Raw genomic sequence first — 23,748 nt, forward strand, 5'->3', positions numbered from 1 at the left:
GCATTATGAGTAAACATCATGAAATCGACGTCGCAGAACCGTCGCGCCGTCGATTGTTAAAAGGGGTGGGGGCGCTTGGCGGCGCGCTCGCTCTGGCGGGGGGGTGCCCGGTGGCGCATGCGGCCAAACCGCAAAGCGCGCCGGGAACCCTCTCCCCGAATGCACGCATGGAGACGCAGCCGTTCTACGGTGAACATCAGGCCGGGATCCTGACGCCGCAGCAGGCGGCGATGATGGTGGTGGCGTTTGATTCGCTGGCGAGCGATAAAGCGGATCTGGAACGTCTGTTCCGTTTGCTGACGAAGCGGATTGCGTTTCTGACGGCAGGCGGCCCGGCGCCGGAAACGCTGAATCCGCGGATGCCGCCGATGGATTCAGGTATTCTGGGGCCGTTTATCGCCCCGGATAACCTGACGGTCACGGTTTCCGTTGGCGAGTCGCTGTTTGACGCCCGCTACGGGCTTGAGAAACAGAAACCGAAAACGCTGCAAAAGATGACGCGTTTTCCGAATGATTCTCTCGACGCCGCGCTCTGTCATGGCGATCTGCTGATCCAGATCTGTGCTAACACCCAGGATACGGTGATCCACGCCCTGCGCGATATCATCAAGCACACGCCGGATCTGCTCAGCGTGCGCTGGAAGCGGGAAGGGTTTATCTCTGATCACGCGGCGCGCAGCCAGGGAAAAGAGACGCCGGTCAACCTGCTCGGCTTTAAAGACGGAACGGCCAACCCGGACAGCCGCGATGCGGCCCTGATGAAAAACGTGGTCTGGACCACGGCGGATCAGCACGAACCGGCGTGGGCGGTGGGCGGCACTTATCAGGCGGTGCGCATTATCCAGTTCCACGTGGAGTTCTGGGATCGCACGCCGCTGAAAGAGCAGCAAACCATTTTCGGTCGTGACAAGCAGAGCGGTGCGCCGCTGGGTATGAAAAACGAACACGATGTGCCGGATTACACAAAAGATCCGGACGGCGATACCATCGCGCTCGACAGCCATATTCGTCTGGCGAACCCGCGAACGCCGGAAACCGAGTCCAGCCTGATGATGCGTCGCGGCTACAGCTATTCGCTGGGGGTGACCAACTCCGGGCAACTGGATATGGGCCTGCTGTTTGTCTGCTATCAGCACGATCTGGAGAAGGGCTTTTTAACCGTGCAGAAGCGGTTAAACGGCGAGGCGCTGGAAGAGTACATAAAACCTATCGGCGGCGGCTATTTCTTTGCTCTGCCGGGCGTGCGCGATAACACCGCGTATCTCGCGCAAGGGCTGATCGAAGCCTGATTATTCTCCCCGCCACCCGCGCGGGGAGATTATTTTTTCCTATGACCCTCACTGTTATATTTCTGTCATATTTCTGTATGAGACTGAACTCAGCTGCAGGGCGAGTGTGAAAAAGTTGCGTTCAGGTAAAAAAGATGTTGCATTTGTGATAAATCCTGATGTACTTAATATAAGACAGCGGTAGTTCCCGGCAGTGATAACGATTCACTATGGAGATCGCGAATGGTTGGGTCCTGTACTGGACAAGTTAAACATAACAACCGCAGCACCCGGCGCGGAGGCTCTGACTCCGGCAGCGATTTCTTCACCACAAAATTCTCCTCCCCAATACCTCAAAAGAACTTATCCGGCGTGCAGAACGGTGCGCGTAGCTGTTTTGCATCGTCATTCCAAAAGGCAAGCAAGGGCTTACAAGGAAGCCAAACCTCAGATGTTCGTGCGCATAATCGCGCTGCCAACGGCGCGTGTGATGAATACCAACAACTCAAGGTGCTATCCATGGGAAGACAAAAAGCAGTGATCAAAGCTCGTCGCGAAGCAAAACGTGTGCTGAGACGGGATTCACGTAGCCATAAACAGCGTGAAGAAGAGTCGGTCACCTCGCTTGTGCAGATGAGTGGCGGCGTAGAAGCAATTGGCATGGCGCGAGACAGCCGTGATAACTCCCCAATTGCCGCCCGCAATGAAGCTCAGGCGCACTACCTGAATGCTATCGAGAGTAAACAGCTGATCTTCGCAACCGGTGAAGCCGGATGCGGGAAAACGTGGATAAGTGCTGCCAAGGCGGCGGAGGCTCTGATTCATAAGGATGTGGACAGAATTATCGTCACCCGTCCGGTATTGCAGGCCGATGAAGATCTCGGCTTCTTGCCCGGCGATATGTCAGAGAAGTTCGCCCCGTATTTCCGGCCTGTCTATGACGTGCTGGTGAAACGCCTGGGGGCTTCTTTTATGCAGTACTGCCTGCGACCAGAGATTGGTAAGGTGGAAATCGCGCCGTTCGCCTATATGCGCGGACGTACATTTGAAAATGCGGTCGTCATTCTCGACGAGGCTCAGAACGTGACCGCAGCGCAAATGAAGATGTTTTTAACGCGCCTCGGGGAAAACGTGACCGTTATCGTCAACGGCGATATCACCCAGTGCGACCTGCCGTCGGGTGTCAAATCGGGCCTGAGCGATGCGCTGGCACGTTTTGTGGAAGATGACATGGTTGGGGTGGTGCGTTTCAACAAAGATGATTGCGTACGCTCGGTTCTGTGCCAGCGCGCACTGCTTGCCTACGACTGAATTTGCTACTGATGACAAAGCCCGGGAAACCGGGCTTTGCTTTCTGGGGAACCCAAACGACAGACGAAAAAAAAGCCCGCATTTTCATGCGAGCTCTTCTCTAAATATGGCGGTGAGAGAGGGGTTCGAACCCTCGATACGTTGCCGTATACACACTTTCCAGGCGTGCTCCTTCAGCCACTCGGACACCTCACCGTATTGTTTCGCTGCCTGACCTCTCGGGGGCAACGGGGCGCTACTATAGGGAGTTGCGCTAAAACGGTCAAGCAAATTTTATGCCCGAGTGGCTGTTCGGTTAAGCAATAATCATCTCTGCCGGTTTACGCTCACATCTGACCAAAACGACCGGAATTAAAATCACCGATCGCCTCTGCGATTTCGGTTTTGGTGTTCATCACGAACGGACCGTAACCGACAATCGGCTCGTTTAACGGCTCGCCGGACATCAGCAGCACTTTTGCGTCACGGGTAGCTTCAAGATGCAGTTTATCCCCGCTCTGGCTCAGCACCACCAGCTGGGCTTCACCGGCTTCGGTGGTGCCATTCACTGTGATACTGCCTTCGACCACCACCAGCGCCGTGCTCCAGCCATCCGGCTGGTTCAGGCTCAGATGACCGCCCTGATGCAAGGCAATGTCCCATACGTTGAGGGACGAGAAGGTGTGCGCCGGACCTTGTGTATCGCCATACTGACCGGCAATCACCCGCAGCTCGCCGCTGTTATCGGGCAGCGCCACGACCGGGATCGCCGCTTTGGTGATGCTCTGGTAGCCCGGTGTGGCCATTTTGTGCTTCGCCGGAAGGTTGACCCACAGCTGCATCATCTTCAGCTCACCGCCCTGGCGCGAGAAGGCATCGGCGTGAAACTCTTCATGCAAAATGCCCGCACCGGCGGTCATCCATTGCACATCGCCCGGACCAATCACACCACCTTTACCGGTTGAATCGCGATGCTCCACGTCGCCCGAATAGACAATGGTCACCGTTTCAAAGCCGCGATGGGGATGCTCACCCACACCGCGTTTCACGCCGTCGCCGGGGAAGACGTGCGGGCCTGCATAGTCCAGCAGCAGGAAAGGGCTGAGGGCTTCGCCGTGAGTCTGGTAAGAGAACATTGAGCGTACCGGGAAACCGTCGCCCACCCAGTGGGGACGCGGTGCGGTATAGACGCCAGTAACCTGTTTCATGTTTTTCTCCTGCTGTTCGGTTGATGTGTATTAGCTTATATTCGACATTAATATCCCGGTAGAGTGTGAAATTAATACTCACTGTTCCATAAACAGGACGATGGAGGCGAAATGCAGGATCTCAATGATTTTGCGTGGTTTGTGAAAGTGGTGGACCACGGCGGATTTGCCGCAGCAGGACGGGCCTGTGATTTACCAAAATCCCGCCTCAGCCGTCGTATTGCGCAGCTTGAAGAGCGGCTGGGCGTGCGATTAATACAGCGCACCACGCGGCAGTTTACGGTCACCGACATCGGCCATACCTTTTATCAGCACTGCAAAGCGATGCTGGTCGAAGCCGAGGCGGCGCAGGAGGCCGTCGCCGCTCTACAGGCAGAGCCGCGCGGAATGGTGCGCATAACTTGCCCGGTAACGCTGCTGCATGTCCATATTGGCCCGATGCTGGCGCGTTTTATGGTCCGCTATCCGGGCGTGAATCTGCAGCTGGAAGCCACCAACCGGCGTGTGGATGTGGTGGCGGAGGGGATTGATGTGGCAATTCGCGTAAGGCCACGGCCTTTTGACGATAGCGATCTGGTCCTGCGTGTGCTCGCCGATCGCGGTCACTGTCTGGTGGCGAGCCCGCAGCTGATTGAACGGCTGGGTACACCGACAGCGCCTTCTGAACTCAGCCAGTGGCCCGGACTGAGTATGGGGGCGGGCAAGCAGGTTCACAAATGGGCGCTGACCGGGCCTGCGGGCGCGAAGGCGGAGATCCACTTTACGCCGCGTTATATCACCTCCGATATGCTGGCGCTGCGCGAAGCAGCATCGGCTGGCGTCGGTGTGGTCCAGTTGCCCGTTTTAATGGTCAAGGAGCAGCTGGCGCGCGGTGAGCTGGTCAGGGTACTGAGCGAGTGGGAGCCGCAGCGGGAAGTCATTCACGCCGTGTATCCTTCGCGGCGCGGACTGTTGCCTTCTGTGCGCACGCTGGTGGATTTTCTGGCCGAAGAATACGCGCGGATTGTCGAGGAGTAGACCCAAACGACAGACGAAAAAAAAGCCCGCATTTTCATGCGAGCTCTTTTTCAAATATGGCGGTGAGAGAGGGGTTCGAACCCTCGATACGTTGCCGTATACACACTTTCCAGGCGTGCTCCTTCAGCCACTCGGACACCTCACCGTATTGTCATCCCGTTGTTGCTGGGACGGGCGCTAATGTAAGTAAAAGGGGCATCGCCGTCAATCAACTTTTTCAGTTATTTGGCGTGTTTAGATAAAGTTTCAGCAATGTGATTCCTGAATGTGCTGAAAGCGCTTTTTTTATCATCAACACACCCTGCGCAATATTTGTTATCCTGATAATCCTCTTGAAAACACATATAAAACATCGCAATAAAAAGCAGGAGTCATTTATGGATATCATCTTTTACCACCCGACGTTTGATACCCCTTACTGGATTAAGGCGCTGTCGACAGCCATTCCGGGCGCGCGCGTGCGTGAATGGAAGCGGGGCGATAACGAACATGCGGATTATGCGCTCGTCTGGCATCCGCCGGTGGAGATGTTGCAGGGGCGCAATCTGAAAGCGGTCTTCGCCCTCGGCGCGGGCGTGGATTCCATCCTGAGCAAATTAAAAGCGCATCCGGAAATGTTGCCAGAACATACTCCCCTGTTCCGCCTCGAAGATACCGGTATGGGCCAGCAAATGCAGGAATACGCGGTGAGCCAGGTTCTGCACTGGTTCCGCCGTTTTGACGACTATCAGGCGCTGAAGCAACAATCGCGCTGGGAACCGTTAGCCGATTATCAGCGCGAAGATTTTACCGTCGGCCTGCTGGGTGCGGGCGTGCTGGGATCAAAAGTGGCGGAAGCCCTCGCGCCGTGGGGATTCCCGCTGCGCTGCTGGAGTCGCACGCGCAAGACCTATCCTGGCGTGGAGAGCTTTGCCGGTCATGACGAACTGCCGGCCTTCCTGAAAGGGACGCGCGTGCTGATCAACCTGCTGCCGAATACGGCGGAGACGGTCGGGATTATCAATCAGGATCTGCTGAACCAACTGCCGGATCAAAGCTATGTGATGAACCTGGCGCGCGGCGTGCATCTGGTGGAGGCGGATCTGCTTAAAGCGCTCGACAGCGGTAAGCTGAAAGGGGCGATGCTGGATGTCTACAGCCGTGAACCGTTGCCGGAAGAGAGTCCGCTGTGGGCGCATCCGCGCGTGGCGATGACGCCGCATATTGCCGCAGTCACCCGCCCGGCAGAAGCCGTGGATTACATCGCCCGCACGATAGCGCTGCTGGAGCAGGGGAAAGCCGCGACCGGACAGGTCGACAGGCAGCGAGGCTACTAACCGCAACCCGGCTTTTGCCGGGTTTTTGCTGATATTCGCCAGGTATACCTGCTATCCTTGGGGTAAAACATCAGAGGAGAGAGAGATGTATCCCGTAGACCTGCATATGCACACCGTCGCCAGCACCCACGCGTACAGCACCCTTCATGACTACATCGCGCAAGCCAAACTGAGAGGGATTACGCTTTTTGCGATCACCGATCACGGCCCGGATATGGCTGATGCGCCGCACTACTGGCACTTTGTAAATATGCGCATCTGGCCTCGTCTGGTGGATGGCGTCGGGATACTGCGCGGCATCGAGGCGAACATTAAAAACACGGACGGCGAGATCGACTGTACTGGCCCGATGCTGACCTCTCTGGATCTAATTATCGCCGGTTTTCATGAACCGGTGTTTGCTCCTCAGGATAAAGAGACCCACACTCAGGCGATGATCGCGACGATTGCCAGCGGCAACGTCCACATTATCAGCCACCCTGGCAACCCGAAATTCCCAATCGACATTCAGGCGGTCGCCCAGGCGGCGGCAAAACACCGCGTGGCGCTGGAAATCAATAACTCCTCCTTTACCCACTCGCGTATTGGCAGCGAAGCCAACTGTCGCGCAGTGGCGGCGGCGGTGCGAGATGCTGGTGGAATGGTGGCGCTGGGTTCTGATTCCCACACCGCCTTTACGCTGGGGGAATTTGGCGAGTGCCGGAAAGTGTTAGATGAAGTCGGGTTCCCGGAAGAGCGTATTCTTAACGTTACCCCGCGTCGGATGCTGGATTTCCTCGAATCGCGTGGCATGCCACCGATCGCTGAATTTGCTGAACTTTAATATAGTCATGGAATAAATAAATGAACGAGTTTTCAATCCTTTGCCGCGTACTGGGCACCTTGTACTATCGCCAGCCGCAAGATCCGCTGCTGGTTCCGCTCTTTACGCTGATTCGCGAAGGTAAGCTCGCGGACAACTGGCCGCTGGAGCAGGACGAGCTACTGCAACGCCTGCAAAAGAGCTGCGATATGCAGCAGATTTCGGCGGATTATAACGCCCTGTTTGTGGGCGAAGAGGGGCGCGTTTCACCGTATCGCTCTTCCTGGGAAGAGGGGGCGACGGAATCTGAAGTGCGCGCGTTCCTCTCCGAGCGCGGTATGCCCCTGAGCGATGCGCCTGCCGACCATATCGGCACGCTGTTGCTGGCGGCCTCGTGGATTGAAGATCACGCCGGTGACGATGAAAGCGAAGCTCTGGAAACGCTGTTTGGCGATTACATTCTCCCCTGGTGCGGTGCTTTCCTCGGTAAGATTGAAGCCCACGCCACGTCTCCTTTCTGGCGCACCATGGCACCGCTGACCCGTGAAGCGATCTCCGCCATGTGGGACGAATTACAGGAAGAGAACGAAGAGTGATTTAAATCACATATTCAATGTAACGATACATTTTGATTTGAATAAAATGTGCTCGTGATCTCATTTCACTGGCGCGTATCTGATAAGATGCGCGCCATGAATATATTACTTTCCATTGCCATTACGACAGGGATCCTCTCCGGAATCTGGGGATGGGTTGCCGTGTCTTTGGGGCTGCTCAGCTGGGCGGGTTTCCTCGGCTGTACCGCCTACTTCGCCTGTCCGCAGGGCGGACTGAAAGGGCTGTTTATCTCGGGCTGCACCATGATGAGCGGCGTTGTCTGGGCATTGATTATCATGCACGGCAGCGCGCTTGCGCCGCATCTTGAGATCGTCGGCTATATGATGACCGGCGTAGTGGCTTTTTTGATGTGCATTCAGGCAAAACACCTGCTGCTCTCTTTTGTTCCTGGAACTTTCATTGGCGCATGCGCGACCTTTGCCGGGCAGGGCGACTGGAAAATGATAATCCCGTCGCTCCTTCTGGGACTGGTGTTTGGCTACGCGATGAAAAACAGCGGACTGTGGCTGGCGGCCCGGCGAGAACGGGCGCAGGAAAACGGCACGGTATTAAGCAAATAAAAAAGCGAGGCCTTAGCGCCTCGCTTTTTCGTTGGGCTTTCTGAATCAGGATTCTGGAGGCACCGACATTTCGCGGTATTTCACCAGGACCTCATTTTTCACGTCATTTTTATTCTGCAGATCCCACAGTCCACGATCGATCCCGTCGTTAATCAGGAAAATAACCCCTGTTTCGATGGCCGACATCAGACACATCATCACCGGTTCATTCGAGGTGTAGCCGATTTCACCTTCCAGCAGACGCTGGTAGTCGATGAAGCGGAAGACACCGGCCTGAACTTCATAGGAGAGAATCGTTTTGCTGGTGGTGACCGATGACAGCACTTCACCGGTGCTCACGTTAACCACGCGCAGGTTGACGGCAATCTGGTCGAGCTGATACTGCGTGTCCGCGCCGATACCGAAATAACGCGCCCCGACACCGCCCGATTTCACGTTACTTTCGTAGCCGATAATCGAGCCTTCAACCATGACGTTCGCGGCAACCAGCGACTGCAACGGTACGCGGTTATTAACCTCAACGGTGCCGTTTTCCTGAGCTGCACGAATGATTTTGCGTTCGTTCAGCAGGTTTTGCAGCCCCTGGCGTTCCAGAGGAATAAACCAGCGTGAATCCTTGAGCGCAGTCACCAGCATGGCGGTGGCACTTTGTGGAACAGCCGTCGAGAAGTTACTTGCCGGATACGGTTTGAACTGGCCCGTTTCATCCTGAATGTTATAAACCGAGACAAATATCTTTCCGGTTGGCGCCGGCAGATGCGTTAGGTCGCGATAGCTTTGCGCCCGGGGCATCAGCGTGGGTTTAGCAGCTTCTTTAGGTGGAGCAGTTAAACAACCGCTCAATAAGCACACTGCAACAAGAATCAGTAAGCGCTGCATGATTGTTGTCCTTATTTCGTGGTTGTTTAAAAATCAGTTGAATCGGTTGCGAGACCCGATACCTGAATGGTGGACGTTTTGCCCGTTTTCCGGTCGGTCACATTCAGCTGCAGTTGCCCGTCTTTATTGGCAATATCGACAATAAAATCGTTGGTCACCATGCGGCCTGGTTTGCCGGTATTAATATTCGTGAGCAAGCCACCTAATATTTGCGACTGAATAGCCTGAGTGAAGTTATCCAGTGCAGACGGTGTTTCAATACCAAAGTCATCGTCATAGCTGGGGTCTTTATAGGAGTTTTGGGCCTGGGCTTCATTGAGCATAAAAGCCCCGTTATTTGGATTGCCACCAAAGTTTGGGTTACGGAACTGGAAAGTCATATTCCCGGCCCAGCTTAACGGTGCAATCAGCATTAACGAAATCACTGTGTGTGCGAGACGCATTACAGCCTCCGGAGATTAATATCGCTAGAATTCATCTTTTGCTAAATCGCCAGTGCTCAGCAGAGCCTTATCGATTTGCAGACGATTTACCGCTTCTTCAGTTTGTGCCAGTGCAAAACTGATGTTTTTGTCAAAGTCTCTTTTCGTTGGGAATAAAAATGTCTGGTACACCACGTCCTGATTAACCGTTATGGTGATCCAGCTTCCCCATCGAGCACTGGGCCGCTCATTGATTGTTAAGTTGCCTGGATAATCACTTTCCCATTTGTCGCTAAATGCCCGATAAAAATCGTGGCCGATAGATGAGACGGTGTGGTCAGTTAATAATCCGGGCACTTCCACTTCAACAGCGTGAAGATTTCCGGCAGCGAGCAGAAAGCCGACTGCCGCGATCCAACTCGACGTGCGTTTCATGTTATTAACGCCTGAGGTTATCGTTTGCCCATGAAACAGCCTGAGTCCTGTTTTTAACAGCTATCTTCTTGAAAAGATTATAGAGATGTGTCTTCACTGTATTTTCGCTGATAAATAACGAACGGGCGATTTCAATATTTGAAGAACCAATGCGTAATTTATTCAGAATCTCTTTTTCGCGATGGGTCAGCAAAGCCGACTCTGAACTGTTATAGCGATAATTTCCGGAGTGAGTGATGAGGTAGCTGGCCAGTTTCTGTGAAAAGTAACACTCTCCACGTAAAATACCCTGCAACCCTTCCACCACACGCGTCTCGTCTTCAGTGACGTAAAAGACGCCGTTGATATGCGGCCAGCTTTCAATATCCCGGAAAGGATACTCATCAGGTGTATTCAATAATAACACGCGGATATTATTGTTTTTCCTGCTTAAGTTATCCTGCCAGTAATGGATAAGCTTTTTATCAGCTTCCATCATATCGAAGAGAATGATGCTGCCAGGAGCAATATCATCATAAGAACGTTGAATATTGTGCAATTTCCCGTTCAATGACAGAGACTGCTTCAAATGTTGTAATAAGGCTGTCGCTTGTAAAGAAGGCTTTGTGATCAACAGTAATGTATGACCATGTAAACTATGGACTTCATTAAACATGATGAAACCCCACTTTTTTTATAACACCTGGCAGCTGTCCCCCGATATATTCGGGGGACACCAGAAGTACTGACAGATGTTGCACTGCTGTGTGTAGAATCAGACCATAACCTCCAGGAGGAGGTAAATATTAAAAATAATTCGTACTGCTGATTTCAATCTAGCTATTACGATTTTTAAATCAAGTGTTAATGGTGTAACAGAATGTAAAAATCAATATTAATTTGTGAATTTAAGGCGCTTTAAAAGTTCAGTAATGATAAAAAAGTTGTACATGATAATAATGCTGCACACATTTTAAAAATCATACAAATTATTGTAATCAGTTGATTTTAATATCAATTGATTATTTTGTTTTTGCTCGTAACAGGTATGAGTGAGATGGAAAATCTAAGACTTTGCATGCTAACAGAAAGCTCTTAAGAAATCGTACGTCTTGTGACAGAGGTGTCGCGGAATGTTGTCGACGAAGCGCGAAGGGCAGACGCGACGGGGGCGATAAGCGCTTCCTTAACGAAGCGCAAACAGGCTGTCAAAATAATATTTAAAAAACTAACTTACGCTGCTGATTGGTAATTTTGGCATTAATTAATACTTTGAGGTGACCCATTAAATAAAAATAACACTCGCGGGTGAGATATTTAAATTGTTTCGGTAGACATACTCTTCATCGTAACGCGGCGTTAACAAAAAACGAATCGCGTTAACACCAAGCCATTTATTTATTACCAGGTCCAGGTGACAACATGAAAAACAGAACGTTATTTATGATGTTTACATTACTGGGTGCGCCTGGGTTAGCGATCGCGGCAGGTCCGGATTTGGCAGTCTCGGAATATAACTTCGCGATTAATGAATTAAGCAAGTCTTCATATAATCAGGCAGCCATTATTGGTCAACAAGGTTCAGGTAATAATGCTGACGTTCGCCAGGGCGGTTCTAAATTACTGTCCGTTGTTTCTCAGGATGGCGGGAACAACCGAGCGAAAGTTGATCAATCAGGGACTTATAACCTCGCTTATATCGATCAGTCCGGTAACGGCAATGATGCGAGTATTAAGCAAGGGGCTTTTGGTAATACCGCGATGATTATCCAGAAAGGCTCGGGTAACAAAGCGAATATTACCCAGTATGGTACGCAAAAAACAGCAGTTGTAGTGCAGAGACAGTCGCAAATGGCAATTCGCGTTATCCAACGCTGACTATTTACGACGACTTAAATCAATCCGATGGGGGTTTACCATGAAACTTTTCAAAGTGGCAGCAATTGCAGCAATCGTAGTTTCTGGCAGTGCTCTGGCTGGTGCGGTTCCACAATATGGCGGCGGCGGTGGTGGTTGGGGTGGCGGTAATAGCGGCCCGAACTCAACTCTGAGCATTTACCAGTACGGTGGCGGCAACTCAGCTGTTGCCTTGCAAACTGACGCTAAAAATTCTGACCTGACGATTACTCAGCACGGCGGCGGTAACGGTGCTGATGTAGGACAAGGTTCTGATGACAGTTCCATTGACCTGCTGCAGAAAGGCTTTGGTAACAGCGCAACCCTCGATCAGTGGAACAGTAAAGACTCCACCATCAGTGTTAAACAGTTCGGCGGCGGCAACGGCGCGGCAGTGGACCAGACCGCTTCCGGGTCAACTGTAACTGTGCATCAGGTTGGCTTCGGCAACAACGCGACTGCGCATCAGTATTAATTTCGAATCTGTACTACAAAAAAACAGGGCATTTGCCCTGTTTTTTTTCGGGAGTTTATCATGCACACCTTATTACTCCTTGCTGCGCTCTCGAGCCAGATCACCTTTAAAACCACCCACGACGGGGATATGACCACCATCATTCCTCAGGTTATTTTGACTGAACCCTGCGTGTGTCAGGTGCAAATTATTTCTTCTCGGGAAGGGCTTGGGGGACAAAGTACGTCTAGCCAGCGCAGCACCCTCTCTATTCCCGCGAATCAACCGATCGATTTAACCCGTCTGAGTCTGAATATTAACCCTAAAGATTCCGTGAGAATTGTCGTTAATGTCTCTGACGGGCAATCGCTTCATTTATCGCAACAATGGCCGGGTTCTGAATGAAATATTCACGAAATCAATATATTGGATAATTTGGCGGTTCCCAATGAATGTTTCTATGATTTGAATAAGGAATGCGTGACCCCTCAAGGATGATTTCTCATTGAGGAGCCAACCATGGCAGCGTCCACAGTAAAAAGTATTATTTCAGCAGGTATTGTTGTTTTATCGGCACTGACTCCAGCATTAGCTGCAACCACGGTTAACGGCGGTGTGATTCATTTTAACGGGTCGATTGTGGAAGACCCGTGTGAGATTTCACCACAGCATAATCAGTTTGCGTTGTCATGCCCGCACGAAGGACGCGTGCAAACCACCCAGGTAAGTTACGGTGATGCCCTGCGGGGACATAACCCTTACCCAGATGTCGCCACGGTAAGTATGAAATATATCAATCCGGAAAAAACGTTGGCAATGTTGTTAGTCAACTATCGCTAGGCCAGAGCCCTCCCGTTTCACGACCGGAGGGCTTTTCTTATCAATTACTTCTTCCCAACTGACCGCTGCTATACACTTAACAAAGAGATCGGTAGTAGAGGGTTAGATATGAGACCGCACATTGAAGTTGTCCTCGGGGACATCACCACGCAGCACGTTGATGTCATTGTCAATGCCGCCAATCCATCGCTAATGGGCGGTGGCGGCGTCGACGGTGCCATTCATCGTGCAGCCGGGCCACAGCTGCTGGAAGCCTGTAAAATTGTTCGTCAGCAGCAGGGTGAGTTAGCGCCAGGACATGCGGTGATTACGATTGCAGGCGATCTGCCTTCCAAAGCAGTTATTCACGCGGTAGGCCCGATCTGGCTGGGCGGAGAGCATCATGAGGCGCGAAGCCTGGAAGATGCCTATCTGAATTGTCTGCGTCTGGCGGCCGCCAATGGCTATCAAACTATCGCCTTCCCGGCGATCAGCACCGGTATCTACGGTTTTCCCAAGGCTGCTGCGGCGGCCATCGCGGTGACGACGGTTTCAGACTATCTCACCCGCAAGCCGTTACCGGAACGGGTATACTTTGTTTGCTATGATGACGAAAATGCCCGACTTTACCAACGACTCCTTACCCAGCGAGGAGAGGATCTCGACGCATAACACGCGACTCGGGCGTGCTATCGCGCCCGTCAATGCCGAACATCCGGGGATGTGTGGGCTGCTTCCTCTGGATGACAGTCTGGACGCGTTTGCCTGCCGCTACAGGCTTGCAGAAATGGCCGAGAAGACGCTGGATGTGCAGTACTACATCTGGGAAGACGATATGTCGGGGCGTCTGCTGTTTTCCGTGCTACTCGCTGCGGCATCGCGCGGCGTGCGGGTCAGGCTCTTGCTTGACGACAACAATACGCAGGGGCTGGATACTATCCTGCGCCTGCTTGATTCCCATCCCAATATCGACATCCGGCTGTTTAACCCTTTCTCTTTCCGCACCCTGCGCGCGCTGGGTTATCTCACCGATTTCGCCCGACTTAACCGCCGAATGCACAATAAAAGTTTCACCGTCGACGGTGAAGCGACCATTGTGGGGGGCCGAAATGTCGGGGATGCCTATTTTGGGGCAGGGGAGGCGCCGCTCTTTTCCGATCTGGATGTGATGGCCATCGGGCCTGTGGTGGCGGATGTCACGGACGATTTCGAACGCTACTGGAACAGCGCCTGCGTCTCGCCCCTGAAGCAGGTGCTTGAGCTGTCGGAGGAGGAGATTGAAATGCGTCTCCATCCGCCGGAAGAGTGGTATCAGAATGACATTACCCAGCGGTACCTGGATAAACTCGAGTCCAGCCAGTTCATCACCCGGCTTGAAGCGCGCAATCTGCCGCTTATCTGGGCGAAAACCCGTTTGCTCAGCGATGATCCGCGTAAGGGGCTAGGGCGGGCGAAACGTCATTCCCTGCTGCCACAGCGTCTGCTGGATGTTATGGGCTCGCCGGTTGAACAGATCGATATTATCTCGTCCTATTTTGTCCCGACCCGCGCCGGCGTCGCGCTACTGCTGCAAATGGTGCGCAAGGGCGTCAAAATCGCGATTCTCACCAATTCGCTGGCGGCAAACGACGTGGCGGTGGTGCATGCGGGGTATGCCCGTTGGCGCAAAAAACTGCTGCGTCATGGGATTGAACTCTACGAGCTGAAACCGACGCAGGATTTTGTCCCAGGCCTTCGGGATCGCGGCCTGACGGGGAATTCCGGCTCCAGCTTACATGCTAAAACCTTCAGCATTGATAACGAAAAAGTGTTTATCGGCTCGCTGAATTTTGATCCGCGCTCGACGATGCTGAACACCGAAATGGGGTTTGTCATTGAAAGCGAAACCCTGGCGCGCCTGATCCACCGACGTTTTCTGAAAAGCCGTCAGCATGAGGCGTGGCAAATCCGGCTGGATAAATTCGGGCGCTTAAACTGGGTGGAGCAAAAAGAGGGCGAGGAGATTGTCCTCAAGAAAGAGCCGAAGACGCGCTTCTGGCAGCGGGTGCTGGTACGGCTCGCCTGGTGGCTGCCGGTGGAGTGGCTGCTGTAGACGCGCCGGAAGCCCGGCGCGACAGGATGTTAAGCGGCTTTAACGCTCTCCGCTTTGTTTTGCGGTTTACCGGAAAACAGGAAACGCAGCAGGGGAATTCGCAGATGAATTTCGTACAGCAGGATGGCAATCCCCACCACAAACACCAGACCGGTGAAAAAGCCTAATGCGTTAGAACGAATGTGCGGGGTGATATATGCACCAAAAAAGAGCGTCAGCGGGTGGTGAACCAGATAGATAAATAGCGACGCGTTGACGAAATAGGTCACCCGCGCGGATTTAAAGTTCAGCAGGCGATGCCCCAGCGCAAAGACCACGTTCACCATCCACAGCCCCAGCAGCATCGTAATCACGCTTTCTGTTTCATACATCCACGCATCGCCACTCCCATAACGCTGATTGAGCAGATAGGCCGCAAAGGCGAGGGCTGAACCGACGGCGCACCATGGCGATGGCGTGGTGAACAGCGCTTTGAGCTTCGGCGAGATGAATGCCAGCGCACCCAGCATAAAGAAGGGGATGTAGAACAGGGTTTGCATCACGACGAAGTTAAACAGCCCATCGCTCAGTACCGGCGGATAAACCATAAACAGAATACGGCGAATCGCCCCGTAAGCGATACCCAGCACCAGGAAGAGCAGGGAGAGCTTGCCATAGGTGAGGTGGGGGAAATGCGATTCGTGATGGCGGCTAAGATGGCGGCGCAACTTGCTGAAAATCCACAGGCTCACGGTCGTCATCACTACCAGCACCAGCAGGAACCACAGGTGCGAAACCAGCTCCCAGACCAGGGTGTTGTATTTTTCATACAGCGACAGGTTTTGCCAGTTATCCGCTTTGCCTTTTACGTACTGCAACATGATGAACTGGGGCAGTGTCAGCAGCGGGATGGCGGTCAACATCGGAATGCCGACGCGCTCGACGCGCACTTTCCACCAGCGCTTCATCGGATAGCGCAAAAACAGCATGTAGGAGAAATAGCCAGAAATGACGAAGAACACCTGCATGCGGAAGGAGTGAATAAAATCGTTAAACAGTGTCAGCCACCATGAGGGCTCTATACTGTTAACGTGCCAGGTGTGGCTGGAGTAAATCAGTGAGATGTGAAATGGGATCCCCAATAGCATCAGCCATGCCCGGATCGAGTCGAGGAAATATTCACGTTGTACAGGTACAGTGGTCATATAACTTTGTGCATTCTCAGACTTTTCGCCTTATCCATAAGGCTAATAGTGGTTACATTCGAAGCCAACCCTACACCAAGACCGACACCCTGTCTCCAGGATAAGCACGCAAAGTGAAGAGTGGGTTCTTCTCGTTGCTTAATCCATGAGCCAGCCGCTGAACAAAGCAGTGATAATGTTGTCGGATTGCCTGAATTTCCAGTAAAATGGATCGGATCGAATTAAGCACACAAAGGGGGAAGTGCTTACTTATTATGAAACATAAACCACAAATGATGAAAATGCGTTGGTTAGGTGCAGCAGTATTGTTGTCACTGTATACCTCTTCTGCATGGTCTTTTTCCATCGATGATGTCGCAAAACAGGCAAAATCGCTGGCCGACAAAGGCTATGAGGCGCCAAAAAGTAACCTGCCCTCCGTTTTCCGCGACATGAAATATGCGGACTATCAGCAGATCCAGTTCAATCACGATAAAGCGTACTGGAACAACATTAAAACCCCGTTCAAGCTTGAGTTTTATCATCAGGGTATGTATTTCGACACCCCGGTTGCCATCAATGAGGTGACGGCTACTGCGGTGCGTAAGATCAAGTACAACCCGGATTATTTTAATTTTGGCGATGTGAAACACGATAAAGACACCGTTAAAGACCTGGGATTTGCAGGCTTTAAAGTGCTTTACCCCATCAACAGCAAAGATAAAAACGACGAAATTGTCAGCATGCTGGGGGCCAGCTATTTCCGCGTGATCGGTTCCGGCCAGGTTTACGGTCTCTCTGCGCGTGGTCTGGCAATCGACACGGCGCTGCCGTCTGGTGAAGAATTCCCGCGTTTTCGTGAGTTCTGGATCGAGCGTCCAAAACCGACGGACAAACGCCTGACTATCTACGCACTGCTGGACTCCCCGCGTGCGACCGGTGCCTACCGTTTTGTGATCATTCCAGGTCGTGACTCGGTTATCGACGTGCAGTCTAAAGTTTACCTGCGCGACAAAGTGGGCAAACTGGGCGTTGCGCCACTGACCAGTATGTTCCTGTTCGGGCCGAACCAGCCGTCTCCGGCGACCAACTTCCGCCCGGAACTGCACGACTCCAACGGCCTGTCTATTCTTGCGGGCAACGGCGAGTGGATCTGGCGTCCGCTGAACAACCCGAAACACCTGGCGGTCAGCAGCTTTGCGATGGAAAACCCGCAGGGCTTTGGTCTGCTCCAGCGCGGCCGTCAGTTCTCTCGCTTTGAAGATCTCGACGATCGTTACGATCTGCGTCCAAGCGCCTGGGTCACACCGAAAGGGGACTGGGGTAAAGGGAAAGTCGAGCTGGTTGAAATTCCAACCAACGATGAAACCAACGACAACATCGTCGCTTACTGGACGCCGGATCAGCTGCCGGAAGCCGGTAAAGAGATGAACTTCAAGTACACCATCACCTTCAGCCGCGATGAAGACAAACTGCATGCGCCGGACAACGCGTATGTGATGCAGACGCGTCGCTCAACGGGCGATGTGAAGCAGTCAAATCTCATTCGCCAGCCTGATGGCACCGTGGCGTTTGTGGTCGACTTCGCCGGTCAGGACATGAAAAAACTGACGCCGGATACGCCTGTCACGGCGCAAACCAGCATCGGTGATAATGGTGAAATCGTTGAGAGCACCGTGCGTTACAACCCGGTAACCAAAGGGTGGCGTTTAACCCTGCGCGTAAAAGTGAAAGATCCTAAACAGACCACTGAAATGCGCGCTGCGCTGGTCAATGCCGATCAGCCGCTGAGTGAAACCTGGAGCTATCAGCTACCTGCCAATGAATAATACATCTGAATATATCGATGCCATGCCGCTGACAGATATTGAGAAAGCGGCGCTGCCTAAGAGCGACATCCGCGCGGTTCATACCGCGCTGGATGGCGAGCATCACGAATTTACCCGTGATGACGATACGCCACTGGGTTCCGTCAAGACGCGTCTGGAGCAGGCCTGGCCGGATTCGCTGGCGGAAGGGCAGCTGGTTAAAGACGATGAGGGGCGCACCCAGCTGCAGGCTATGCCGAAAGCGACGCGCTCTTCCATGTTCCCGGACCCGTGGCGCACCAACCCGGTGGGCCGCTTCTGGGATCGTCTTCGCGGTCGCGATGTGGCGCCGCGCTATTTGTCTCGCCTGACCAAAGAACAGCAGGCGTCTGAGCAGAAGTGGCGTACCGTCGGCACCCTCCGTCGCTACACCCTGCTGGTTCTGACCCTGGCGCAAACCGTGGTCGCCACCTGGTACATGAAAACCATCCTGCCTTATCAGGGCTGGGCGCTGATCAATCCGGCCGACATGGTAGGACAGGATCTTTGGGTCTCCTTCATGCAGCTCCTGCCGTACATTCTGCAAAGTGGGATCCTCCTGCTGTTTGCGGTGTTGTTCTGCTGGGTCTCCGCCGGTTTCTGGACCGCGCTGATGGGCTTCCTGCAACTGCTGATGGGGCGTGACAAATACAGCATTTCAGCGTCGACGGTCGGGGATGAAGCCTTAAATCCCGAGCACCGCACTGCGCTGATCATGCCTATCTGTAACGAAGACGTTGACCGCGTATTCGCGGGCCTGCGCGCGACCTGGGAGTCTGTAAAGGCGACCGGCAACGCCGAGCATTTCGACGTCTACATCCTGAGCGACAGCTACAACCCGGACATCTGCGTGGCTGAGCAAAAAGCGTGGATGGAACTCATCGCGGAAGTGCAGGGCGAAGGGCAGATTTTCTACCGTCGCCGCCGTCGTCGTGTGAAGCGTAAAAGCGGTAACATCGATGACTTCTGCCGCCGCTGGGGTAATCAGTACAGCTACATGGTGGTACTGGACGCCGACTCCGTGATGACCGGTGAGTGTCTGACTGGCCTGGTGCGCCTGATGGAAGCGAACCCGAACGCCGGGATCATTCAGTCATCGCCGAAAGCCTCCGGTATGGACACGCTGTATGCGCGCTGTCAGCAGTTTGCTACCCGCGTTTACGGTCCGCTATTTACCGCCGGTTTGCACTTCTGGCAGCTAGGTGAATCCCACTACTGGGGCCACAACGCCATTATTCGTGTGCAGCCGTTCATCGAACACTGTGCGCTGGCACCGCTGCCGGGCGAAGGCTCGTTTGCGGGTTCCATTTTGTCTCACGACTTCGTGGAAGCTGCGCTGATGCGCCGCGCAGGCTGGGGCGTGTGGATTGCCTACGATCTGCCTGGCTCCTATGAAGAACTGCCGCCGAACCTGCTGGATGAGTTAAAGCGTGACCGCCGCTGGTGTCACGGCAACCTGATGAACTTCCGTCTGTTCCTGGTCAAAGGGATGCACCCGGTTCACCGCGCCGTGTTCCTGACGGGGGTCATGTCTTATCTGTCTGCGCCGCTGTGGTTTATGTTCCTGGCCCTGTCGACCGCACTTCAGGTTGTCCATGCCCTGACCGAACCGCAGTACTTCCTGCAACCGCGCCAGCTGTTCCCGGTGTGGCCGCAGTGGCGTCCTGAACTGGCGATTGCGCTGTTTGCGTCAACCATGGTGCTGCTGTTCCTGCCTAAGCTGCTGAGTATCATTCTTATCTGGTGCAAAGGCTCGAAAGAGTTCGGTGGCTTCTGTCGCGTGACGCTTTCCCTGCTGCTCGAAGTGCTGTTCTCCGTGCTGCTGGCCCCGGTACGTATGTTGTTCCACACGGTGTTTGTGGTCAGCGCGTTCCTCGGTTGGGAAGTGGTCTGGAACTCGCCGCAGCGTGATGATGACTCCACGCCGTGGAGCGAAGCTTTTATGCGTCATGGCTCGCAGATGCTGCTGGGTCTGGTGTGGGCTGCCGGAATGGCATGGCTGGATTTACGCTTCCTGTTCTGGCTGGCGCCGATTGTGTTCTCGCTGATCCTGTCGCCGTTTGTCTCCGTGCTTTCCAGCCGTTCTACGGTGGGGTTACGTACCAAACGCTGGAAACTGTTCCTGATCCCGGAAGAGTACTCCCCGCCGCAGGTGCTGGTGGATACCGACAAGTATCTGGCAATGAACCGCAGCCGCTCGCTGGATGATGGCTTTATTCACGCGGTGTTTAACCCGTCGTTTAACGCCCTGGCCACCGCAATGGCAACGGCGCGTCACCGTGCAAGCCAGGTGCTGGAGATCGCCCGCGATCGCCACATCGAGCAGGCGCTCAACGAAACGCCGGAAAAACTGAACCGCGACCGCCGTCTGGTGCTGTTAAGCGATCCCGTGACCATGGCGCGTTTGCACTACCGCGTATGGTCCTCTCCGGAGAGATACTCTTCGTGGGTGAACTACTACTCGACGATAAAGCTGAACCCGCTGGCCCTGAAGGCGAAGTAAGCCGAACGAAAATAAAAATACCGGCCAAGGCCGGTATTTTTTTATATGAGGTTTGAATGCGAATACTCATTGTGATGATGATGGCGCTGCTGCTCAGCGGCTGCGGCAGCATTATCAGCCGTACCATTCCCGGTCAGGGCCATGGCAACCAGTATTATCCCGGTGTGCAATGGGACGTTCGTGACTCCGCATGGCGTTATGTCACGATTATCGATCTGCCGTTCTCGCTGGTGTTCGACACACTGTTACTGCCCATCGACGCCCAGCACGGCCCTTACGAATAGGGCTGATTAACGCTCGTCCCACTCATCCGCTGCGGTTTGCCCCTCTTCGGTATCCAGCGGCGGCTCAAGCTGAAACTCACCCTCATCCCATTCATGGAGGGTGTTTTCTTCCTGCCACTCCTGACGCAGCTCGATCTCTTCATAATCACCGTCGAACACCGCCTGAGCTGCTTGACCACTCAGCACGGGCAGGCATTCACCGTCTTCCCCCTCGTCTGCAAAGAATTCGGCCTGCCACATGATATCGCCATCCTGCAGGACATATTTTTGGATATTGAGTTGTTGGATGTCCGCATCCTCTTCCTCGACGTTGGTGTTGTCGGCGAGGAACTCTTCACGGGCGGCATCAATCGCTTCTTCCAGCGTGGCATACATGGTCATCGGTTTCTCCCTGTGATTCGCAGTGGTGTTCAGGGAAAGAATAGCTGATTCTCTGATTTTGCAAGTATGAATGGGGCAATAAGTTGTCAGGAGGATGCATTCAGGGCAGGCCGCGAGGCGCGTGCCAGGCCCCACCAGGAGTAAATGGCGTTAAAGAGCACGACGCTTGCCGTCACAATAAAGACCGCGCGGAAGCCAAAGCTGGCGGAGATCCCGGCCCCGACCAGTGGGCCGGTGACGTTACCAATATCGCGAAACGACTGGTTATAGCTGAAGATTCGCCCGGCGATTTGGTTTGTCGAATTGTAGACTAGCAGGGTTTGCACTGCCGGAAGCAGTGCGCCGTCAGCGGCGCCCAGTAAAAAGCGCAGCACGCCGAGTTGCCACGGCGTTTGGACGAAGGACATCGGGATCAGCAGCAGAACCGAGATCACCAGCGCGGCAATCAGGATCTTCTCCGGGCCGATACGATCGCCGAGCTTCCCGAGACGCGGTGCGCTCAGCAGCGCCGCAACGCCCGGTACGGAGGCAATCATGCCGCTGATAAACGCGATATTGCTGACATTCCCGGCCAGTTCGCGCACGTACAGTGTCAAAATCGGGGCGATCGATCCGGTCGCCACCTGGATAATCATCGTCGTCACGAACAGGCTCAACACCAGCTTCGGGTTTTTCAGCGAGCCGATGACATCGCGCGCATGCAGCATCTCTTTTTTCGACACCGGCGTGAAGTTTTCGCGAATAAAGAACGCCGTCAGCAGGAAGCAGGCAAAGAGCACGCTGGCGGTGATGAAAAACACGGGACGCAATCCGTAGGTATCGGCCATCAGCCCCCCGGCGAGCGGGCCTAACAGTGCGCCACTGACGCCGCCGGTCGATAAGGTGCCGAGCGCCCACCCGCTTTTATGGCGAGGAATTTGCGTGGCGATAAGGGCGTTAGCGTTAGGGACAAATCCACCTAACAGGCCCAGCAGCGCGCGCAAGATGAGGAATTGCCAGATATTCTGCGCCATTCCCATCAGCACCATGATAATCGCCATCCCGAGCGCAGAACGCAGCAGCATGATCTTGCGCCCCTTGCGGTCTGCAAGCCCGCCCCAGAAAGGGGAGGCAATGGCTGAGAACAGGAATGTGATACTGAATACCAGACCGGACCACATATTCAGTGCGCTATGGCCCGTCACGCCGAGTTGCTCGACATACAGCGGCAGGAAAGGCATCACCAGGCTAAATCCGGCTCCGGTTAAAAAACAGCCGAGCCAGGCCACGACGAGGTTACGTTTCCAGTTTATGGGGGCATCTGAGGGCGACATAGCATTCCGCATTGCGATAAAAGAAGATAGTAAGCTTGCTAATTATGCGCCTGGGGGATGATTGCTGCAATGCGAAGGGCTTTTAAAGCTAAAAGCGATGCGGCCTGAACGACCGCAAGGAGGTTAGTTAGTAGCGGGAAGGCATGCCTTGTGGGCGCGTCTTGAAGCGGCGATGCAGCCACATGTACTGCTCCGGCGCGTGCATGATGCATTGCTCAATGATGCCGTTCATCCAGCGGGCCGTGGTTTCTGCATCATCCAGCGGCGGTGTGCGCTCTGGCTCAAGCATCATCAGTTCGTAGCCTTTTCCGTCTGGTTTACGACGCGGAACAAAAGGCACAACGGCGGCTTTAGACATACGGGCCAGCATCCAGGTACCGGTGGTGGTCGCCGTTTCCTGAACGGCAAAGAAAGGGACGAACACGCTGGATTGCTTACCGTAATCGTGGTCAGGGGCATACCAGATCACTTCGCCGTTTTTCAGCGCGCGGATCATCCCTTTGAGGTCTTTACGGTCGATCATGCTCTTATTGGAGCGCATACGGCCCCAGGTTTGCAGAAGATCGATCACCGGATTATCGTTCGGGCGATAGACGCCGATGCCGGGAGCCTGCATGCCAAACATCCTTGCGCCTATTTCGAGCGTCAGGAAGTGAATGCCAATCAGCAGCACGCCGGTTTTTTCCGCCTGCAGGGTATGCACTGGCTCCATGCCTGTTCCGGTCACGTCAAACCAGCGCGCCATACGTTTATCGGGCCAGAACCAGGCCATTCCGGTTTCCATCAGACCCATGCCGACCGATTCGAAATTCTTGCGCAGCATCCGCTCGCGCTCCTGTGCGCCCATGTCTGGAAAACAAAGTTCCAGATTGCGGTTCGCAATCTTGACGCGTCGTTTCATAAAGCGCTGAGCGAGATGACCAAGACCGCAACCGATGCGATAGATCACCGGATAGGGAAGTTGAACCAGCAACCATAAAAGGCCGATGCCGGCCCAGGTTGGCCAGTAACGTGGATGAAGCAACGCCGTTGAAAACTGAGGTAATCGGGTCATGTCTTTCCTGTCTTTTTCGTCCTTATGCCAGCATTCTCGCATTTTTTAAATACATAACCAAAACGAAAGGGCGCCAAATGAACGCTTTTGCAGCAATTGTTGCTACTTTATTTTCTGGATGAGGGAAATGTAGCGCAAAATGTGGGGA

At 53.8% G+C, this 23,748-nt stretch carries 25 protein-coding genes and 2 tRNA genes; 16 read left to right on the forward strand and 11 right to left on the reverse strand.

What is annotated here, in order from left to right:
- The first annotated feature begins 5 nt into the window (after positions 1-5).
- Together efeB and phoH are read left to right on the forward strand one after the other, a co-directional pair.
- Positions 6-1,289 carry an iron uptake transporter deferrochelatase/peroxidase subunit gene (gene efeB, locus ABIE11_RS00275; RefSeq protein ID WP_429183503.1) on the forward strand — a complete coding sequence of 428 codons (1,284 nt, stop codon included), beginning with the start codon at positions 6-8 and terminating at the stop codon, positions 1,287-1,289.
- 498 nt (positions 1,290-1,787) lie between these two features.
- The gene (gene phoH / locus ABIE11_RS00280) at positions 1,788-2,579 is read left to right on the forward strand and encodes a phosphate starvation-inducible protein PhoH (protein WP_174348619.1); all 792 of its coding nucleotides are present in this window, start codon (positions 1,788-1,790) and stop codon (positions 2,577-2,579) included.
- Positions 2,580-2,686: 107 nt separating this feature from the next.
- On the opposite strand, the gene ABIE11_RS00285 is transcribed toward phoH, so the two are convergent.
- Both ABIE11_RS00285 and ABIE11_RS00290 read right to left on the reverse strand, forming a co-directional pair.
- Positions 2,687-2,774, reverse strand: a tRNA-Ser gene (locus tag ABIE11_RS00285).
- A gap of 131 nt (positions 2,775-2,905) precedes the next feature.
- Positions 2,906-3,766 carry a pirin family protein gene (locus ABIE11_RS00290; protein WP_429183504.1) on the reverse strand — a complete coding sequence of 287 codons (861 nt, stop codon included), beginning with the start codon at positions 3,764-3,766 and terminating at the stop codon, positions 2,906-2,908.
- A gap of 111 nt (positions 3,767-3,877) precedes the next feature.
- Here ABIE11_RS00290 and ABIE11_RS00295 point away from each other — a divergent pair, with 111 nt between their 5' ends.
- Complete coding sequence (locus tag ABIE11_RS00295; RefSeq protein WP_429183506.1) at positions 3,878-4,783, forward strand: LysR family transcriptional regulator; 906 nt, start codon at positions 3,878-3,880, stop codon at positions 4,781-4,783.
- A 57-nt stretch (positions 4,784-4,840) separates the two neighbouring features.
- Here the strand turns inward: ABIE11_RS00295 and ABIE11_RS00300 are convergent.
- Positions 4,841-4,928, reverse strand: a tRNA-Ser gene (locus ABIE11_RS00300).
- Between the two features lie 232 nt (positions 4,929-5,160).
- On the opposite strand from ABIE11_RS00300, the gene ghrA reads away from it, so the two are divergent.
- The 4 genes from ghrA to ABIE11_RS00320 all read left to right on the forward strand — a co-directional run bounded on the left by ghrA (position 5,161) and on the right by ABIE11_RS00320 (position 8,079).
- Positions 5,161-6,099 (forward strand): glyoxylate/hydroxypyruvate reductase GhrA, encoded by a 939-nt coding sequence (gene ghrA / locus ABIE11_RS00305; protein WP_429183507.1) that lies wholly within the window; start codon positions 5,161-5,163, stop codon positions 6,097-6,099.
- Positions 6,100-6,184: 85 nt separating this feature from the next.
- A complete protein-coding gene (locus ABIE11_RS00310) occupies positions 6,185-6,922 on the forward strand; it encodes a phosphatase (protein ID WP_100780637.1) in 738 nt (245 codons plus the stop codon).
- 20 nt (positions 6,923-6,942) lie between these two features.
- The gene (locus ABIE11_RS00315; RefSeq protein WP_194513316.1) at positions 6,943-7,497 is read left to right on the forward strand and encodes a TorD/DmsD family molecular chaperone; all 555 of its coding nucleotides are present in this window, start codon (positions 6,943-6,945) and stop codon (positions 7,495-7,497) included.
- Between the two features lie 96 nt (positions 7,498-7,593).
- Positions 7,594-8,079, forward strand: coding sequence for a DUF1097 domain-containing protein (locus tag ABIE11_RS00320; RefSeq protein ID WP_206732568.1), 486 nt, complete (start codon positions 7,594-7,596; stop codon positions 8,077-8,079).
- A gap of 45 nt (positions 8,080-8,124) precedes the next feature.
- Here ABIE11_RS00320 and csgG read toward each other — a convergent pair whose 3' ends face one another.
- From csgG to csgD, 4 genes are read right to left on the reverse strand one after another with little or no spacing between them, the layout of a single operon-like run.
- The gene (gene csgG, locus ABIE11_RS00325) at positions 8,125-8,958 is read right to left on the reverse strand and encodes a curli production assembly/transport protein CsgG (RefSeq protein WP_100780634.1); all 834 of its coding nucleotides are present in this window, start codon (positions 8,956-8,958) and stop codon (positions 8,125-8,127) included.
- A 26-nt stretch (positions 8,959-8,984) separates the two neighbouring features.
- Positions 8,985-9,401 carry a curli production assembly/transport protein CsgF gene (gene csgF, locus ABIE11_RS00330; RefSeq protein ID WP_100780633.1) on the reverse strand — a complete coding sequence of 139 codons (417 nt, stop codon included), beginning with the start codon at positions 9,399-9,401 and terminating at the stop codon, positions 8,985-8,987.
- A gap of 24 nt (positions 9,402-9,425) precedes the next feature.
- The gene (gene csgE / locus ABIE11_RS00335; protein WP_100780632.1) at positions 9,426-9,815 is read right to left on the reverse strand and encodes a curli production assembly/transport protein CsgE; all 390 of its coding nucleotides are present in this window, start codon (positions 9,813-9,815) and stop codon (positions 9,426-9,428) included.
- Between the two features lie 4 nt (positions 9,816-9,819).
- Positions 9,820-10,470 (reverse strand): biofilm master transcriptional regulator CsgD, encoded by a 651-nt coding sequence (gene csgD, locus ABIE11_RS00340; protein WP_100780631.1) that lies wholly within the window; start codon positions 10,468-10,470, stop codon positions 9,820-9,822.
- Between the two features lie 746 nt (positions 10,471-11,216).
- Between csgD and csgB the strand changes: the two genes are divergently transcribed.
- The 6 genes from csgB to ABIE11_RS00370 all read left to right on the forward strand — a co-directional run bounded on the left by csgB (position 11,217) and on the right by ABIE11_RS00370 (position 15,055).
- Positions 11,217-11,672: a curli minor subunit CsgB gene (gene csgB / locus ABIE11_RS00345; protein ID WP_100780630.1), complete on the forward strand. Its 456-nt coding sequence runs from the start codon at positions 11,217-11,219 to the stop codon at positions 11,670-11,672.
- Between the two features lie 40 nt (positions 11,673-11,712).
- The gene (gene csgA / locus ABIE11_RS00350) at positions 11,713-12,165 is read left to right on the forward strand and encodes a curli major subunit CsgA (protein ID WP_100780629.1); all 453 of its coding nucleotides are present in this window, start codon (positions 11,713-11,715) and stop codon (positions 12,163-12,165) included.
- A 60-nt stretch (positions 12,166-12,225) separates the two neighbouring features.
- On the forward strand, positions 12,226-12,549 hold the full coding sequence (gene csgC / locus ABIE11_RS00355) for a curli assembly chaperone CsgC (protein ID WP_100780628.1): 324 nt from the start codon (positions 12,226-12,228) through the stop codon (positions 12,547-12,549).
- A gap of 114 nt (positions 12,550-12,663) precedes the next feature.
- A complete protein-coding gene (locus ABIE11_RS00360) occupies positions 12,664-12,984 on the forward strand; it encodes a type 1 fimbrial protein (protein WP_429183509.1) in 321 nt (106 codons plus the stop codon).
- A 108-nt stretch (positions 12,985-13,092) separates the two neighbouring features.
- Positions 13,093-13,635: an O-acetyl-ADP-ribose deacetylase gene (gene ymdB, locus ABIE11_RS00365; protein ID WP_429183511.1), complete on the forward strand. Its 543-nt coding sequence runs from the start codon at positions 13,093-13,095 to the stop codon at positions 13,633-13,635.
- Positions 13,571-15,055: a phospholipase D family protein gene (locus ABIE11_RS00370; RefSeq protein WP_429184255.1), complete on the forward strand. Its 1,485-nt coding sequence runs from the start codon at positions 13,571-13,573 to the stop codon at positions 15,053-15,055. The genes ymdB and ABIE11_RS00370 overlap by 65 nt, the downstream gene beginning before the upstream one ends.
- A 29-nt stretch (positions 15,056-15,084) precedes the next feature.
- Here ABIE11_RS00370 and mdoC read toward each other — a convergent pair whose 3' ends face one another.
- Positions 15,085-16,239, reverse strand: a complete 1,155-nt coding sequence (gene mdoC / locus ABIE11_RS00375) for a glucans biosynthesis protein MdoC (RefSeq protein ID WP_123429115.1) — start codon at positions 16,237-16,239, stop codon at positions 15,085-15,087.
- 272 nt (positions 16,240-16,511) lie between these two features.
- On the opposite strand from mdoC, the gene mdoG reads away from it, so the two are divergent.
- From mdoG to ABIE11_RS00390, 3 genes are read left to right on the forward strand one after another with little or no spacing between them, the layout of a single operon-like run.
- The gene (gene mdoG, locus ABIE11_RS00380) at positions 16,512-18,047 is read left to right on the forward strand and encodes a glucans biosynthesis protein MdoG (RefSeq protein WP_100780903.1); all 1,536 of its coding nucleotides are present in this window, start codon (positions 16,512-16,514) and stop codon (positions 18,045-18,047) included.
- On the forward strand, positions 18,040-20,568 hold the full coding sequence (mdoH, locus tag ABIE11_RS00385; RefSeq protein WP_429183512.1) for a glucans biosynthesis glucosyltransferase MdoH: 2,529 nt from the start codon (positions 18,040-18,042) through the stop codon (positions 20,566-20,568). The genes mdoG and mdoH overlap by 8 nt, the downstream gene beginning before the upstream one ends.
- A 56-nt stretch (positions 20,569-20,624) precedes the next feature.
- On the forward strand, positions 20,625-20,852 hold the full coding sequence (locus ABIE11_RS00390) for a YceK/YidQ family lipoprotein (protein ID WP_409255681.1): 228 nt from the start codon (positions 20,625-20,627) through the stop codon (positions 20,850-20,852).
- Positions 20,853-20,858: 6 nt separating this feature from the next.
- On the opposite strand, the gene ABIE11_RS00395 is transcribed toward ABIE11_RS00390, so the two are convergent.
- The 3 genes from ABIE11_RS00395 to ABIE11_RS00405 all read right to left on the reverse strand — a co-directional run bounded on the left by ABIE11_RS00395 (position 20,859) and on the right by ABIE11_RS00405 (position 23,600).
- Positions 20,859-21,233, reverse strand: coding sequence for a MysB family protein (locus ABIE11_RS00395; RefSeq protein WP_100780621.1), 375 nt, complete (start codon positions 21,231-21,233; stop codon positions 20,859-20,861).
- Positions 21,234-21,319: 86 nt separating this feature from the next.
- Positions 21,320-22,546, reverse strand: coding sequence for a multidrug efflux MFS transporter MdtG (mdtG, locus tag ABIE11_RS00400; protein ID WP_429183514.1), 1,227 nt, complete (start codon positions 22,544-22,546; stop codon positions 21,320-21,322).
- 127 nt (positions 22,547-22,673) lie between these two features.
- The gene (locus ABIE11_RS00405; protein WP_100780619.1) at positions 22,674-23,600 is read right to left on the reverse strand and encodes a Kdo(2)-lipid IV(A) acyltransferase; all 927 of its coding nucleotides are present in this window, start codon (positions 23,598-23,600) and stop codon (positions 22,674-22,676) included.
- Between the last annotated feature and the right edge of the window lie 148 nt (positions 23,601-23,748).

Source organism: Lelliottia sp. 489 (assembly GCF_050435885.1).
Classification (GTDB): Bacteria; Pseudomonadota; Gammaproteobacteria; order Enterobacterales; family Enterobacteriaceae; genus Enterobacter; species Enterobacter nimipressuralis.